15 protein-coding genes are annotated in these 13,882 nt (G+C 66.1%); 10 read left to right on the forward strand and 5 right to left on the reverse strand.

Features of this window, described 5'->3' with window-relative positions; genetic code table 11:
- The first annotated feature begins 98 nt into the window (after positions 1-98).
- The gene (locus U1E69_RS11670; protein ID WP_322244547.1) at positions 99-746 is read left to right on the forward strand and encodes a bifunctional 4-hydroxy-2-oxoglutarate aldolase/2-dehydro-3-deoxy-phosphogluconate aldolase; all 648 of its coding nucleotides are present in this window, start codon (positions 99-101) and stop codon (positions 744-746) included.
- On the opposite strand, the gene U1E69_RS11675 is transcribed toward U1E69_RS11670, so the two are convergent.
- The gene (locus U1E69_RS11675; RefSeq protein ID WP_322244548.1) at positions 743-1,018 is read right to left on the reverse strand and encodes a hypothetical protein; all 276 of its coding nucleotides are present in this window, start codon (positions 1,016-1,018) and stop codon (positions 743-745) included. The two genes, U1E69_RS11670 and U1E69_RS11675, sit on opposite strands and share 4 nt — an antisense overlap.
- Positions 999-3,794: a glutamine-synthetase adenylyltransferase gene (locus U1E69_RS11680; RefSeq protein ID WP_322244549.1), complete on the reverse strand. Its 2,796-nt coding sequence runs from the start codon at positions 3,792-3,794 to the stop codon at positions 999-1,001. The genes U1E69_RS11675 and U1E69_RS11680 overlap by 20 nt, the downstream gene beginning before the upstream one ends.
- 89 nt (positions 3,795-3,883) lie before the next feature.
- On the opposite strand from U1E69_RS11680, the gene U1E69_RS11685 reads away from it, so the two are divergent.
- The 4 genes from U1E69_RS11685 to U1E69_RS11700 all read left to right on the forward strand — a co-directional run bounded on the left by U1E69_RS11685 (position 3,884) and on the right by U1E69_RS11700 (position 6,304).
- Positions 3,884-4,348 (forward strand): YbaK/EbsC family protein, encoded by a 465-nt coding sequence (locus U1E69_RS11685; protein WP_322244550.1) that lies wholly within the window; start codon positions 3,884-3,886, stop codon positions 4,346-4,348.
- A gap of 120 nt (positions 4,349-4,468) precedes the next feature.
- Positions 4,469-4,957, forward strand: a complete 489-nt coding sequence (locus U1E69_RS11690) for a DUF2852 domain-containing protein (protein WP_416200279.1) — start codon at positions 4,469-4,471, stop codon at positions 4,955-4,957.
- Between the two features lie 133 nt (positions 4,958-5,090).
- A complete protein-coding gene (locus U1E69_RS11695) occupies positions 5,091-5,918 on the forward strand; it encodes an arginyltransferase (protein WP_322244551.1) in 828 nt (275 codons plus the stop codon).
- The gene (locus tag U1E69_RS11700; protein WP_322244552.1) at positions 5,915-6,304 is read left to right on the forward strand and encodes a VOC family protein; all 390 of its coding nucleotides are present in this window, start codon (positions 5,915-5,917) and stop codon (positions 6,302-6,304) included. The genes U1E69_RS11695 and U1E69_RS11700 overlap by 4 nt, the downstream gene beginning before the upstream one ends.
- Positions 6,305-6,354: 50 nt before the next feature.
- Here the strand turns inward: U1E69_RS11700 and U1E69_RS11705 are convergent, their stop codons facing one another.
- On the reverse strand, positions 6,355-6,801 hold the full coding sequence (locus tag U1E69_RS11705) for a DMT family transporter (protein ID WP_322244553.1): 447 nt from the start codon (positions 6,799-6,801) through the stop codon (positions 6,355-6,357).
- A 368-nt stretch (positions 6,802-7,169) separates the two neighbouring features.
- Between U1E69_RS11705 and U1E69_RS11710 the strand changes: the two genes are divergently transcribed.
- From U1E69_RS11710 to U1E69_RS11720, 3 genes are all read left to right on the forward strand, one after another.
- Positions 7,170-7,514: a helix-turn-helix domain-containing protein gene (locus tag U1E69_RS11710; RefSeq protein ID WP_322244554.1), complete on the forward strand. Its 345-nt coding sequence runs from the start codon at positions 7,170-7,172 to the stop codon at positions 7,512-7,514.
- Between the two features lie 116 nt (positions 7,515-7,630).
- Complete coding sequence (locus tag U1E69_RS11715) at positions 7,631-8,272, forward strand: TRAP transporter small permease subunit (protein ID WP_322244555.1); 642 nt, start codon at positions 7,631-7,633, stop codon at positions 8,270-8,272.
- Positions 8,269-10,047 carry a TRAP transporter large permease subunit gene (locus U1E69_RS11720; RefSeq protein ID WP_322244556.1) on the forward strand — a complete coding sequence of 593 codons (1,779 nt, stop codon included), beginning with the start codon at positions 8,269-8,271 and terminating at the stop codon, positions 10,045-10,047. Before U1E69_RS11715 ends, U1E69_RS11720 begins: the two co-directional genes overlap by 4 nt.
- A 68-nt stretch (positions 10,048-10,115) precedes the next feature.
- Here U1E69_RS11720 and U1E69_RS11725 read toward each other — a convergent pair whose 3' ends face one another.
- Positions 10,116-11,222, reverse strand: coding sequence for a TRAP transporter substrate-binding protein (locus U1E69_RS11725; protein ID WP_322244557.1), 1,107 nt, complete (start codon positions 11,220-11,222; stop codon positions 10,116-10,118).
- A gap of 218 nt (positions 11,223-11,440) precedes the next feature.
- Between U1E69_RS11725 and U1E69_RS11730 the strand changes: the two genes are divergently transcribed.
- Together U1E69_RS11730 and U1E69_RS11735 are read left to right on the forward strand one after the other, a co-directional pair.
- Positions 11,441-11,851: a VOC family protein gene (locus U1E69_RS11730; protein ID WP_322244558.1), complete on the forward strand. Its 411-nt coding sequence runs from the start codon at positions 11,441-11,443 to the stop codon at positions 11,849-11,851.
- A gap of 95 nt (positions 11,852-11,946) precedes the next feature.
- Positions 11,947-12,861: a calcium/sodium antiporter gene (locus U1E69_RS11735; RefSeq protein ID WP_322244559.1), complete on the forward strand. Its 915-nt coding sequence runs from the start codon at positions 11,947-11,949 to the stop codon at positions 12,859-12,861.
- Positions 12,862-12,904: 43 nt separating this feature from the next.
- On the opposite strand, the gene gstA is transcribed toward U1E69_RS11735, so the two are convergent.
- Positions 12,905-13,507 carry a glutathione transferase GstA gene (gstA, locus tag U1E69_RS11740; protein WP_322244560.1) on the reverse strand — a complete coding sequence of 201 codons (603 nt, stop codon included), beginning with the start codon at positions 13,505-13,507 and terminating at the stop codon, positions 12,905-12,907.
- Positions 13,508-13,882: the final 375 nt, after the last annotated feature.

A 13,882-nucleotide genomic window follows, 5' to 3' on the forward strand; every position in this document is an offset into this window, starting at 1 on the left:
CAGCACTGCCCATGCGTTTTCATACTGGCGCAAATATCCCCGCCGGAGGCTCCCGCACCATCCACTTCCCCGACGCCGGGGCCTGAAGGAGCCTGCCCATGACACCCGCCCAGCAATCGCTGAAAGCCGCTGAAATCTGCCGCCTGGCCCCTGTGGTTCCGGTCCTGGTGATCGATGACCTCGCCCACGCCCGCCCGCTGGCCGAGGCGCTGGTGGCGGGTGGCTTGCCTGCGCTGGAGGTGACGCTGCGGACGCCGGTGGCGCTGGATGCGATCCGGGCGATGGCCGAGGTCCCCGGTGGCATGGTGGGCGCAGGGACATTGTTGTCCCCGTCAGACGTGAAGGCTGCAAAGGCGGCGGGGGCGATGTTCGGCGTGTCTCCCGGCGCGACCGAGCGGATCATCGCCGCCTGCGAGGACGAGGGGCTGCCCCTTCTGCCCGGTGCCGCCACGGCCTCCGAGATCATGGCCCTGCTGGAGAAGGGCTATACGGTGCAGAAGTTCTTCCCGGCCGAACAGGCTGGCGGGGCGGCTTACCTGAAATCGATCGGCTCGCCCCTTCCGCAGGTGAAGTTCTGTCCGACGGGCGGGATCAGCCTGAAGATCGCGCCCGATTACCTGGCCTTGAAGAACATCCTTTGCGTCGGCGGCAGCTGGGTGGCCCCAAAAGACGCGATGGCCCGGAGTGACTGGGCGGCGATCACCACGCTTGCGCGGGAAGCCGCGGCCCTGCCCCGCAGCGCTTAAGGGGTCAGGCCCTGCCGCCCGGTGCGCCCCCCCCGGCGGCGGGGGGCCTCGGGCGCGGTCAGGGCCTGGCTCAGCACGCCGGACATCGGATGATCCGGCTCGGCCAGGGCATAGGTCGCGATCAAGGTGCGCACCGCATCGGTGACCGGCGCGCCGACCGGGATCGACAGCGCCCAGTCCATGAAGATCGACCGGCACTCGCCCGCCGTGATCCCCTCGATCCGGTAGCTTTCCCGCACCAGACCCTTCGGGTCAGCCTCGCCCAGATCCATCGCCCGTCTCCCCATCTGTCGTCCCCACCAGCCGCGCCACAGCGGCTTCCGCTTCGTCCACCGCCTGCGCCAGGTTCTGCGCCAGCGCGTCCGCATCTGCCGCCCCGGTTTCGCGCAAGACGAAGGCGCGACCGCCCTCGCCCAGGCTCTCCCACTCCAGCGCGCGGTTGTTCAGGAGCCGCGCCGCGGAATGCAGCCGCCACATCAGCCTGTAGCCAGAGGTCAGCGCCTGCGCGTCCGATTGCGGCAGTTCGCGGCCCGCCCCCGCCGCGATCTGGCGTTCCACGCTGCGGGCGGGGCTGCCAGACAGAAGGGCCAGGGTCTGCGCCGCAAGCTCGATGTCCATGATCCGGCCCGGACCATTCTTCGCATCCCATCCGCCCTGCGCCGGTTTTGCGGCGGCCAACCGCGCGCGCATTTCGGCGACGTCGGGCCTGACCCGCGCGCCCTGACCTTTGCGCACCAGAAGGTCGCGGCGGAATGCCTCGACTTCGCCCGCCAGCGTCGGCTCGCCCGCCAGGACCCGGGCACGGGTCAGGGCCAGGTGTTCCCAGGTCCAGGCCTCGGTCTCCTGATAGGTGGTGAAGCTGTGCAGGCTGGTGGCCACCGGGCCCGCCCGGCCCGAGGGGCGCAGGCGCATGTCCACCTCGTACAGACGGCCTTCGGGCATCTGGGCGGTCAGGGCGGTAACCAGCGCCTGGGTCAGGCGGGCGTAATAGGGCCGCGTCGCCAAGGGGCGCGGCCCGTCCGAGCCTTCGACCCCATGGTCATCGTAGATCACGATCAGGTCCAGGTCCGAGCCCGCGTTCAGCCGCGCAGCCCCCATCGAGCCCATCCCGATCACCACCGCCCCCCGGCCCGGCATCGACCCGTGCTTGCGGGTGAAATCGGCGCTGACTTCGGCCCAGATCACCTGGACCACGGCCTCGGCCAGGTCGGCATATTGCTTGCCCGCCTCGAACCCGTCGATCAAGCCGCGCAGGTGGTGGACGCCGACGCGGAAGTGCCACTCCTTCATCCAGCGCCGCGCCATGTCCAGACGCCCTTCATAGTCCGGGGCAGGGGAAAGGCGGGACTGCAGTTCGGCCCGCAGCGCAGCAGTCCCGGGCCAGTCGCCCCAGAAGCTGCCGCCGATCACGCCGTCCAGCACGCTTGCGTTCCGCGCAAGGTATTGCGCCAGCGCAGGCGCCGATCCGGCGATGTCGATGATCAGGTCGATCAGCGTCGGATTCGCCTCGAAGAGCGCGAAAAGCTGCACCCCGGCGGGAAGTTTCGCCAGGAACGCGTCCAGCGCTGACAGCGCCTCGTCCGGGTTAGCAGCGCGGGCGAGGCCCTTGAGGAAGCGCGGGCGCAGGCGGCGGAAGATGGCTTGCGCGCGGTCCGACCGGAAGGCGGGATAGTTTTCCCAGCCCCGGGTAATCTCGCGCGCGGTGTCGGAAAGTTCAGGGCCGTCCTCGACGGGGCTTGGGGAAAAGAAGCCCTCGGTCAGCCGGTCCGTCCGGTTCAGGCGGTCCAGAAGGTCGCGGCGGAAGTCCGCCTCGGTCTGGCCGCAGAAGGCCGCGATGCGGGCGACGCCCTCGGACGTTGTGGGCATCGAATGGGTCTGGGCGTCATTGACCATCTGCAGCCGGTGTTCCACCTCGCGGTGGGCGCGGTAGAGGGTGGTCAGGTCCTCGGCCACGTCGGGTGGCACCCAGCCTTTGGCGGCCAGCGCGGCCAGGCCCCCCACCGTGGTGCGGTCGCGAAGCGACGGGTCGCGGCCCCCGGCGATCAGCTGGCGGGTCTGGGTGAAGAATTCGATCTCGCGGATGCCACCCGCGCCAAGCTTCATGTTGTGGCCCTCGACCGTGATCGGGCCGTGCAGGCCGCGGTGGTCGCGGATGCGCAGGCGCATGTCGTGGGCATCCTGGATCGCCACGAAATCCAGATGCTTGCGCCAGACGAAGGGGGTCAGGGTCTTCAGGAAGCGGTCCCCGGCGGCCAGGTCCCCGCCGCAGGGCCGTGCCTTGATATAGGCGGCGCGTTCCCAGGTGCGGCCCTCGGCCTCGTAATAGGCCTCGGCGGCGGCCATCGACAGGCAGACCGGGGTGACGCTGGCATCGGGGCGCAGGCGCAGGTCGCTGCGGAAGACATAGCCGTCGGTGGGGTCCGACAGGATCGCGGTCATCCGGCGGGTGACCTTGATGAAGCTGGCGCGGGCCTCGTGTTCCTCGCCGGGATAGCGGCTTTCGTCGAAGAGACAGATCAGGTCGATGTCCGAGGAATAGTTCAGCTCGCCCGCCCCCATCTTGCCCATGGCAAGGGCGACCATTCCGCCTGCGGTGGCGGCATCGTCGGGGCAGGCGCCGGGCAGCTTGCCGCGGCGGATCTCTTCGGCGACGAGGGTGGTGAGGCTGAGGTGGACCGCCCGGTCGGCCAGTCGGGTCAGGGCGCCCGTTACCTGCTCCAGCTGCCAGACACCACCGACGTCGCAGAGGGCTGCCAGCAGGGCGACGCGGCGCTTGGCTTGGCGTAGTGCCAGCGGCAGCGCGTCGGCCGCCAGACCATCAGCGGCGCAAAGCGTGGCGTCCAGTGCGGCTTCGGGGGCCTCGACCGCATCGCGCAGCCAGTCGGCCTCGCGCAGCATAAGGTCGCGCAGGTAGGGGCTGCAGGCGGCAGTGGCCGACATCAGGTCCAGCACCGGGGGCGCAAAGCCGGGCACGTTGGCGCGCAGGTCGGCGGCGGCGGCGGGGTCGAGCGGGATGGGCAGGCGGGTGATGCGGTCAGCTAGGGTCATGGCGCGACCTTGCTGTGGTGGGGCGGAAGGGTCAACCGTTGACCGGTGGCAAGGGGGACGCTTAGCTTTCGGAAAGCCGGGAGGGATGCATGTCGAAATCGCTGGCCCGGGTGGCGGCGGCCTTGAAGGCGGCGGGGCTACACTCCACGCCAGTGGAAGCCAGGACCGAGATTCGGACCGCCGATGCGGCTGCGGCAGAGGCGGGCGTGGCCGTGGACCAGATCGTCAAGTCGATCCTTCTGCAGGGAAGAACGGGGCTGGTTCTGTTCCTTACCGCCGGTGGAAACCGGATCGACCTTGCAAAGGCGGCGGCACTGGCCGGGGAAACCCTGTCGCGCGCCGAGGTCGAGGTGGTGCGCGCCGTCACCGGCTTTGCCATCGGCGGGGTGGCCCCGCTTGGACACCTGACCCCCTTGCCCAGTTTCGCCGACCCCCGGCTTCTGGACTTTGCCGAGGTCTGGGCCGCCGCGGGCACCCCGCGCCACATGTTCCGCGTGGACCCCAGGGCGCTGGTGCGGGTGACGGGCGCGCAGGTGGCAGACTTCACCGGCTAGGCGGAAAGAAGCCGAGCACACCCTTATGTAAAGTTTCTTCACATAACCTCTTGCAAGGACGCCGGACCGGGTCCATCTACTGTCATGTGAAAGCCATTCACATAAACTGGAGACCCGCCGATGTACATGAGTTCCGACACCGCCCGGCCTGGCGGGATCCGCAACGCCTTTCGTCGTGCCGAGGCCTGGCTTGACCAGCGCGGCACCTGGGCCTGGATCACCGCGATGGTCCTGGGCTTCATCTTCGTCTGGCCCTTGGGGCTTGCCCTTCTGGCCTACATGATCTGGGGAAAAAAGATGTTCGCACGGTCCTGCGGCATGCGCCGCAACACCCATGACCACTCCTGGGGCCGCCACGCGATGCGCGCGGGCCAGCCCACCGGCAACCACGCCTTCGACGACTACAAGGCTCAGGCGCTGCGTCGCCTGGAAGAAGAGCAGGAGGCGTTCGAGGCTTTCCTGCAGCGGCTGCGGACCTCGAAGGACAAGTCCGAGTTTGACAGCTTCATGGACGAACGCGCCCGGGCGACCTCTGCCCAGGATGCGGCTGTCGCGGAAGCCAAGCCCGATACCAAGCCCGAACCGGGGGCGCGGCCGGGCGAATACTGATCGCCTGATGCCATGATCCCTGCCCCGCCCGTGTCCCCGCACGGGCGGGTTCTTCATTTGCCGCACGGGGACGCTTGGCGGATGGCGTTTCGCTTGCTAGGCTCTGCCCCGACCCAGTCCTGACCTGAAACCGATGCGCCATTCTCTTCCCCTGACGCCCCAGTTCTACGTGACGGCGCCGCAACCCTGCCCGTACCTGCCCGGGCGGATGGAGCGGAAGCTGTTCACTGCCCTTCAGGGGGAACACGCGCAGAAGCTGAACGACACCCTTTCCAAGCAGGGCTTCCGCCGCAGCCAGAACGTGCTGTACCGGCCCTCCTGCGCGGAATGTTCGGCCTGCCTTTCGGCCCGCATCCGGGTGGCGGATTTCGAACCCTCGCGGACGCAGAAGAAGGTGATGAAGCGGGCTGCGGGCCTGCGCCGCAATGCGACCTCTCCCTGGGCGACCGAAGATCAGTTCACCCTCTTTCGCCGCTACCTTGACCAGCGCCACGCCGATGGGGGCATGGCCGACATGGACATCTTCGAATTCGCCGCGATGATCGAAGAGACCCCGATCAAGAGCCGCGTCATCGAATATACCCGCCCTCCCGCCGAGGGCGAGCGGGGCCGCCCGTTGTCGGCGGTCTGCCTGACCGATGTCTTCGACGACGGGTTGTCGATGGTCTACAGTTTCTACGACCCCGACCTGACCGACATGAGCCTGGGGACCTATGTCATCCTGGACCACATCGCCATCGCGCGCGAGGCGGGGCTGCCCTACGTCTACCTTGGCTACTGGGTGCCCGGCAGCCGCAAGATGGGCTACAAGGCCGGCTTCTCGGCGCTGGAGATCTACAAGGGCGGCGAATGGGTGCCGATGGGCCAGCCTTCGGATCATGCCGCCGATCTGCACCCCCTGTCGGTTGACCCCATCGCCGAACAGGTGGCCCGGATCAGCCTGCCCGACACCCGGCTGTGACCGCGCGCATCTCGGCCCTGGCGCTGGTCGTTCCCGATTATGACGAAGCGCTCGCATTCTACGTCGCCAAGCTGGGCTTCCGGCTGGTCGAGGATATCGACCAGGGCCGCAAGCGCTGGGTCACGGTCGAGCCTTCGGGGGGCGGAGTGCGGCTGCTGCTGGCGCGGGCCGATACGCCGGAACAGGCACGGGCCATCGGCAATCAGGCCGGGGGCTGGGTCTTTCTGTTCCTGCAGACCGACGACTTTGCCGGCGACCATGCTGCGATGCTGGCAGCAGGGGTCACTTTCGAGGAAGCGCCGCGGCACGAAGCCTATGGCAGCGTCGCGGTCTGGCGAGACCCCTTCGGCAACCGCTGGGACCTGATCGGACCGCGCGCGGATTGAACCCGGGGCACGCGACGCAAACCAAGGTCGGATTTCTGCATGGCAATCGGCTAGCCGCGTTGGCTTAGGACAATCCCTGCAGCCATCACCGCAAGTCCAAGCATTCGCGTCCCGCTGACCGGCCGCGCGGCAAGCCCCATCAGCCCGGTGGCGTCAATCACGGTCGAGCTGACGATCTGCCCCAGAAGCACGAACAGGATCGCGTTCCCAAGGCCGAAGCGCGGCGCGACGAAGGTGATGGACAGAAGATAGAAGACCATCAGCCCTCCGGCCAGAAACAGGACGGGAGGCTGGCCAGGCGCCTTGGCCAGTGCCGCCCCCTGCCCCGTCACGACCAGAACGACAACCGCCGTGGCGAAAGCCACCGCGAACATCACCGCCCCGGCGGCAATGGGCGAGCCGATGCGTTGCCCCAGCGCCGCATTCAGCGCGGCCAGCAAGGGCACCCCCATCCCCGCCGCGAACATCAGCGCCGCATGGCGGATGCCGTCACCCATGCGACTGACCCCGCGCCCTGCGCCCTGTGCAATATGCGTCGACAGGCCGTTGACAGCCTTTGTGCAAGGCCCGCAGCACCAGGTCGGTGGCGCCGACGGACTTCTGTGCGGGAGTGGCCCTCTTGCGGGTGATGTTGATGGTGAGGTCAGGCATTGGCTTTCCTTCTGAAGGTGCAGCCCCTTGGACATCACCTGCCCGCGCGCGTCCAGCCGGATCGGCATCGGGACATCGGCAAAACCTGACGTCGTCCCCGCGGCTTGGGACACGAGACCCTCTGGCGCGCAAGGACGGTCACCATTGGTAACGCGGTAACTTGCGGTAACGTCCGCAAGGGCCTATCTGTCGGAAACCGCATCAGAGGCCCGCGATGCAGCCGATCCGCCGCAAGAACCGCACTCCACATCCGCTTTGTCCGTTGTCGGACTGCATGGCCTTCATCGGCGGGGCCTGGACGCCGAACATCCTTTGGTCTTTGTCCTTTGGTTCCCGGCGGTTTTCCGAACTGCGCGCCGACATTCCGCTGGTCTCGGCCAAGGTGCTGACCCAGCGCCTGCGCGAGCTGGAAGATCGCGGAATCCTGTCCCGCACCGTCACCGGCACCTCGGTCCCGTCGGAATATGCCCTGACCCCGCTGGGCCAGGAGTTCATGCCGGTGATCCAGGCCATCGCCGCCGTGGGGCAGCGGCTGCGGGATGCGTCGGCAGCAAGCTGACGCTACGGCAATTCCGACCCACCCGCTGGTTGAGTTCTTGGCGGAAACCGCTAGATCGCCTAGGAAGGGTATGGGCACGCCGAACAAAGGGCGGCCGTCACAGGGAGGGGTAAGGGATGCAGGCTTTGCTTGCGATCTCGCGCGGGATTGACCGCGTGAATGCGTTCATCGGCAAGTCCGTGATCTGGATGATCCTGTTTGCGGTCCTCGTCAGTGCCGCCAATGCCGTAAGCCGCAAGCTGTTCAACCTGTCGTCCAACGCCTGGCTTGAGCTGCAGTGGTATCTCTTCGGCGCGGCATTCATGGGTGCGGCCGCCTACACGCTGCAGCAGAACGAACATATCCGGATCGACGTCTTCTACGGCTCACGCAGTCGCAGGACCCAGCACTGGATCGACCTGCTGGGCCACATCTTCTTTCTCTTGCCCTTCGTCGCGCTGATGGCCTGGTATCTGTGGCCCTACACCATCCAGGCCATCTACTCGGGCCAGGTCTCGACCAACGCGGGCGGGCTGCTGATCTGGCCGGCGCGGGCAATCCTTTTGGCCGGCTTCTTGATGCTGACCTTTCAGGCCCTGGCCGAGATCATCAAGAAGATCGCCGTGATGCGCGGGTTGATCGAGGACCCGCATCCGTTCATCTCGCCCAAGGAACAGGCCGCTAAGGACGCCGAGGATCTGGCCGCCGAAATCGCAGCCAAAGCCGCCGAGGTAACTGCCGCCGCCGCCGCCACAGCTGCCGCCGAGGGGAAAAAATGATCGAGATCATCGCGCACAACATGGCTCCGATCATCTTCGTGAGCCTCGTCGTCTTTCTGCTTTACGGCTATCCGGTCAGCTTCGCCCTTGCCGCGAACGGGTTGATCTTCTTCGTCATCGGCGTCTGGCTTGCGCCCTATTCCAATGGCGAGATCACGCTGGACTGGCCGCTTCTGGGGACCATGCCGCAACGGTTGTGGGGGGTCCTGTCGAACGAGACGTTGCTGGCCATCCCCTTCTTCACCTTCATGGGGATCATACTTGAACGAAGCGGGATGGCCGAGGATCTTCTGGACACCATCGGCCAGCTTTTCGGGCCGATCCGTGGGGGCCTTGCCTTTGCGGTGATCCTGGTCGGCGCACTGCTGGCCGCGACCACCGGGGTCGTTGCGGCATCGGTGATCGCGATGGGTCTGATCTCGCTGCCGATCATGCTGCGCTATGGCTACGACCGGCGCACGGCGACGGGGGTCATCGCGGCCTCGGGCACCCTGGCGCAGATCATTCCGCCGTCGCTTGTCCTGATCGTGCTGGCCGACCAGCTGGGCCGGTCGGTGGGCGACATGTACAAGGGCGCGCTGATCCCCGGGATGATCCTGACCGGCATGTACCTTGGTTACATCTGCATGGTCGCGATCTTCCAGCCGCACAAGGTCCCTGCCCTGCCGCCCGAGGCGCGGACGCTGGGCGGGGGTGTCACCTCGCTTCTGGTCGCGCTGACGGGCGGCATCGCCATCGGCTACGCCGCGCATTACCTGTGGTATGACGCCTGGGGAGCCAACGCTGACGTGCTGGGTGCGACCGTCGCCACGCTGGTCGTCTACTTCTACGCGCTGGCGGACCGCTACCTGGCCTTCAACCTGCTGTCGCGGCTGGCGCAGCAGGTCATCATGGTGCTGATCCCGCCCCTGGCGCTGATCTTCCTGGTGCTGGGCACGATCTTCATCGGCCTGGCGACCCCGACCGAGGGCGGCGCGATGGGGGCCGTGGGCGCGATGATCCTGGCCTGGGCCAAGGGGCGCTTCAAGTTCCCGGTCCTGCAATCGGCCCTGACCGCCACCACGCGGCTGTCGGCCTTCGTCATGTTCGTCCTGATCGGCGCGCGGATGTTCAGCCTGACCTTCTACGGTGTGAACGGCCACGTCTGGGTTGAAGAGCTGCTGACCGCTGTCCCCGGGGGCCAGTATGGCTTCCTTCTGGTGGTCAACCTGGTCATCTTCGTCCTGGGCTTCTTCCTGGACTTCTTCGAGATCGCCTTCGTCCTGGTGCCCCTGCTGATCGCCCCGGCGCAAACGCTTGGCATCGACCTGATCTGGCTGGGCGTGATCATCGGGGTGAACCTGCAGACCAGCTTCCTGACCCCGCCCTTCGGCTTTGCACTCTTTTACCTGCGCTCGGTCGCGGCCAAGGTGCCTTACCTTGACAAGGTCACGGGCAAGAAGATGGACGGGATCAAGACCGGCGAGATCTACAAGGGTGCGATCCCCTTCATCCTGATCCAGGTGGTGATGATCTTCGCCGTGGTCTTCTTCCCGCAGATGGTGATGCACTACAAGGGGCCGGTGGTCGATGCAGCAACCATCGAGATCAAGGTGCCCACGCTGACGCCACTGGGGACAACGGGTGGGGCCACTCCCGCACCGGGCGGCTTGCCGGGACTGCCTGGCGCGCCGCAGCTGGGGGCGCCGAACCTTGGCGGGCCGTCTCCGGCCGAGAACGCCCTTCCCGCTCCAGGCGGGTTGCCAAGGCTTGGGGCGCCGGTCATCAATCCCTGACGGTCCCCAGAAAGCAAAAGGCCCCGGAGACGATCCGGGGCCTTCCGATTTTCGGTCTTCCGAAAGCCTTACAGCTTGCCGGCCTGCTGTTGCGTCATCATGAAGACGTCGTAGTTGTATTCGGCGATCTGGGCATTCAGGTAGGCGTCCCGACGGAACGCATCCTGGCTGTCCTTGATCTTCTTGAAGGTCGCGTTGGTGGCGCTGACCTCGTCATAGGTTGCCTTGGCCGCGTCGAAAGCGGCCAACAGCACATCCTGCGGCAAGGGCCGCAGCTGCGTACCGTTGGCGACCAGAGACTTCAGCGCTGTCGGGTTTTTCCAGTCATAGTTCGACAGCATGTCGGTGTTGGCCACCACGCAGCCTGCCTTCAGGATGGCCTGATAGGCCGGCGTCAGCTCGTTCCACTTGGCAAGGTTGATCATCGTGGCGATCGCCGGGCCACCTTCCCACCAGCCGGGATAGTAGTAGTAGGGAGCGACCTTGTAGAAGCCGAGCTTTTCGTCGTCATACGGCCCGACCCATTCGGTCGCGTCGATGGTGCCCTTTTCCAGCGACGGGTAGATATCGCCTGCTGCGATCTGCTGCGGCACGACGCCCAGCTTCTCGATCACCTTGCCGGCGAAGCCGCCGATCCGCATCTTCAGACCCTGAAGATCGGCGACCGAATTGATCTCTTTCTTGTACCACCCCGCCATCTGCACCCCGGTGTTGCCGGCCGGGAAGGCGATCATGTTCTGGGTGGCGTAGAATTCGTTCATCATGTCGATGCCGCCGCCATGATAGAACCAGGCGTTCATCATGCGCGCGTTCAGACCGAAGGGCACCGCCGCGCCCAGGGCGAAGGTCGGGTCCTTGCCCCAGAAGTAATAGGGGACGGTATGGGTCATCTCGACGGTCCCGGCCGAAACGGCATCCGCAGTTTCCAGGCCCGGCACCAGTTCGCCCGCCGGGAAGACCTGCAGCGTGAACTTGCCGTCGGTCGCCTCCGAGACGTACTTCGACATCGTCTCGGCAGCGCCATAGATTGTGTCAAGCGACTTGGGGAAGGACGAGGCGATACGCCAGGTCACAGTCGGGGATTCCTGGGCAATCGCGGGCGCGGCCAGCGTTGCGGCACCAGCGGCTGCGATGCCACCCACCGAGGCCTTGGTCAGAAAGGAACGTCGATCCATGCAGTACTCCTCCTGTTGGTTGCCCGGTTCACGCCAGCACGACGGCGGCCGGGATTGTCGTGAGATAAACCCTATTGTCCGTCATGCAAGATAGGAACCCCAAACCTCGCGTCATGCGCGAATTCTGCAGCAGCTCGCGCCTCTGAGGTGAGTAAGGGTCTTGGCAATCCGGACGCCCGCGCCACAATACCCGTCGGTATCGCAAGAGGGGGAACCGGATGTTCAGCTATGTCTCGCTTGGCACCCGCGACCTTGCGCGCGCCCTGCCCTTCTATGATGCCGTGCTTGCCCCGCTTGGCCACACCCGTATCGAGGATTACGACCCCGAGGACCGCTCGGCCGCCTGGGGGCTGGACGATCCCGGCCCGCATCTTTGGGTGACGCAGCCCTTCGACGGCGGACCCGCAAGCCCCGGGAATGGGACGATGGTCAGCTTCCTGGCCCAAAGCCGCGCGGCGGTGGACGCCTTCCACGCAGCAGCCCTAGCGCATGGCGGCACGGATGAGGGCGCTCCGGGCCTTCGTGCGCACTATGGCCCGCATTTCTACGCCGCCTATGTCCGCGACCCGGACGGCAACAAACTGAACGCAGTCTGTTACCGCGCCGACACGGAACCTGCACAACCCTAGGCAATCGAACGCAAAACGGACAAAATCGGCGGGGTCACCCCTTGCATTCCTCTACGGCCACCCAACCTTGCCCCTGAACAAACCGGGGGATCCCTTTGACCTATCTTATGTTCTGTATCGGCCTTGTCATCCTTGTGGTGGGCGGGGAATTTCTTGTCCGCGGCGCTTCATCGATCGCGCGCGCCTTCCATCTGTCACCCCTGCTGATCGGCCTGACCATCGTCGGCTTCGGCACCTCCGCGCCCGAGCTGATCGTTTCGGTCCAGGCCGCGCTGGCCGATCAGCCGGGCATCGCCATCGGCAATGTCATCGGGTCGAACATCGGCAACATCCTGTTGATCCTCGGCATCTCTGCCATGATCGCACCGCTGATCATCCCCGGCCGCAAGCTTTGGCGCGACCTTGGCTTCATGCTGCTTGCCACGGCGACGATCTGGGTCATGCTGCTGGACGGACAGGTGACCCGCGTGGACGGGATGATCCTGCTGGCGGGCCTGATTGCCTTTCTTGTCGTCGCCTTCGTTGCCGGTCAGGGTCACCCGCCCGAAGAAGATCACGCCTCCTCCGGCCCGAAGTGGATGCCCTGGGTGATGACCGGAGCGGGCCTTGTCGCGCTGGTGATCGGCGCGCGGTTCCTGGTCGACAGCGCCACAATCATCGCCCGCGAGTTCGGGATTTCCGAGGCGGTGATCGGCCTGACCATCGTTGCCATCGGCACCTCGCTGCCGGAACTGGCGACCAGCGTGATCGCCGCCTTCCGCAAGCATACCGAGATCGCGGTGGGCAACATCGTCGGCTCGAACATCTTCAACATCTTCGGTATTCTAGGGGTTACCGCCCTGATCGCGCCGATCCCGGCCGAGGCCCGTTTTGCCGCCATCGACATGTGGTGGGTTGCGGCTTCGTCGGTGGGTCTTGCAGTTGTGGCTTTCGTGCTGGGCGGGTTGCCGCGGATCGCCGGGGCTCTGCTGCTGGTCGCCTATGGTGCCTATCTGTGGTTCATCGGCTGAACCACTGTCGGGCGGGGGGCCTTGCATGGCCCCCCGCTTTTGCTCAGGCCGCCAGACCTTCGGCCTGCAGCGCCTTCTGCACCGCCGGGCGTGCGGCGACCTTGGCCCGCAGCGCGGTGATGCGCGGGAACTTCGACAGGTCATGGCCCGCAAACTGCGACCAGTTGGTCACCGTGAAGAAATAGGCGTCCGCCGGGGTGTAGGCATCGCCCGCGAGATACTCGCGTCCTGACAGCCGGTCCTCGATCACTTGCAGCCGGGCGTCAAGCAAGGCCAACTGCTTGGCCTTCGCCTCGCCCTCAAGGCCATAGAAGAACGGCGAATAGGTCTTGTGAACCTCGGTCGAGACGTAGTTCAGCGCCTCGGCCAGACGGGCGCGCGCCACGGTGCCGGGGGCAGGAAGCACGCCGGGGGCAGCGCTGTCCATCACGTGCTGCATGATCGCCACGCCTTCGGTCAGCACATCGCCGTTCCCAAGGTCCAGCGCCGGGACCGCCCCCCGCGGGTTGATCGCCGTGAAGTCGGCGCCCGTCTCGGTGCGCTTGGCGCGGATGTCCACCTTCTCGGCGGTGAAGTCGACTCCAGCTTCGTGCAGGGTGATGTGCGAGGCCAGCGAACACGCGCCCGGCGAATAATACAGCTTCATTGCAGTCTCCCGTGCGGCAGGACCAGCCCCGCCGTTCCGGCGACCGTCATAGCCGGACCCGCCGGGGGATTCACTTGCCCATGTCGGCACAGCCAGAGTGCCCCAGCGCACTTTGTTGTGAAAGTTGCGCAGCGTGGCATCCAGTCGCAACAAAAGTTCAAAAATACCGGCACCCTGCGACATTTTCGTATTGCAAATCCCGTTGACGCCCGGCATATCCGCGCCTAAGTTCCAACCGAACGTGAAGGGGATGGGCCAATGGCCAGACTTCTTGTCATCGTAGGAAGGACGCGCATGGGCCGGTGACGGTTGACCATAGTGGTTCCCATGCGCCCCCGAAGGAAACTTCCGGGGGCTTTTTGTTGCGCTAAGGAG

Source organism: Tabrizicola sp. (assembly GCF_034366665.1).
In the GTDB taxonomy this organism is placed as follows: Bacteria; Pseudomonadota; Alphaproteobacteria; order Rhodobacterales; family Rhodobacteraceae; genus Tabrizicola.

What these genes read in the sequence shown, in the direction of transcription:
- U1E69_RS11710 (WP_322244554.1), top strand. Translation starts at nt 7,170, where the DNA reads ATGCAGCCGATCCGCCGCAAGAACCGCACTCCACATCCGCTTTGTCCG.
- U1E69_RS11685 (WP_322244550.1), top strand. Translation starts at nt 3,884, where the DNA reads ATGTCGAAATCGCTGGCCCGGGTGGCGGCGGCCTTGAAGGCGGCGGGG.
- U1E69_RS11715 (WP_322244555.1), top strand. Translation starts at nt 7,631, where the DNA reads ATGCAGGCTTTGCTTGCGATCTCGCGCGGGATTGACCGCGTGAATGCG.
- U1E69_RS11730 (WP_322244558.1), top strand. Translation starts at nt 11,441, where the DNA reads ATGTTCAGCTATGTCTCGCTTGGCACCCGCGACCTTGCGCGCGCCCTG.
- U1E69_RS11680 (WP_322244549.1), bottom strand. Translation starts at nt 3,794, where the DNA reads ATGACCCTAGCTGACCGCATCACCCGCCTGCCCATCCCGCTCGACCCC.
- U1E69_RS11725 (WP_322244557.1), bottom strand. Translation starts at nt 11,222, where the DNA reads ATGGATCGACGTTCCTTTCTGACCAAGGCCTCGGTGGGTGGCATCGCA.
- U1E69_RS11675 (WP_322244548.1), bottom strand. Translation starts at nt 1,018, where the DNA reads ATGGATCTGGGCGAGGCTGACCCGAAGGGTCTGGTGCGGGAAAGCTAC.
- gstA (WP_322244560.1), bottom strand. Translation starts at nt 13,507, where the DNA reads ATGAAGCTGTATTATTCGCCGGGCGCGTGTTCGCTGGCCTCGCACATC.
- U1E69_RS11690 (WP_416200279.1), top strand. Translation starts at nt 4,469, where the DNA reads ATGTACATGAGTTCCGACACCGCCCGGCCTGGCGGGATCCGCAACGCC.
- U1E69_RS11720 (WP_322244556.1), top strand. Translation starts at nt 8,269, where the DNA reads ATGATCGAGATCATCGCGCACAACATGGCTCCGATCATCTTCGTGAGC.
- U1E69_RS11670 (WP_322244547.1), top strand. Translation starts at nt 99, where the DNA reads ATGACACCCGCCCAGCAATCGCTGAAAGCCGCTGAAATCTGCCGCCTG.
- U1E69_RS11695 (WP_322244551.1), top strand. Translation starts at nt 5,091, where the DNA reads ATGCGCCATTCTCTTCCCCTGACGCCCCAGTTCTACGTGACGGCGCCG.
- U1E69_RS11705 (WP_322244553.1), bottom strand. Translation starts at nt 6,801, where the DNA reads ATGGGTGACGGCATCCGCCATGCGGCGCTGATGTTCGCGGCGGGGATG.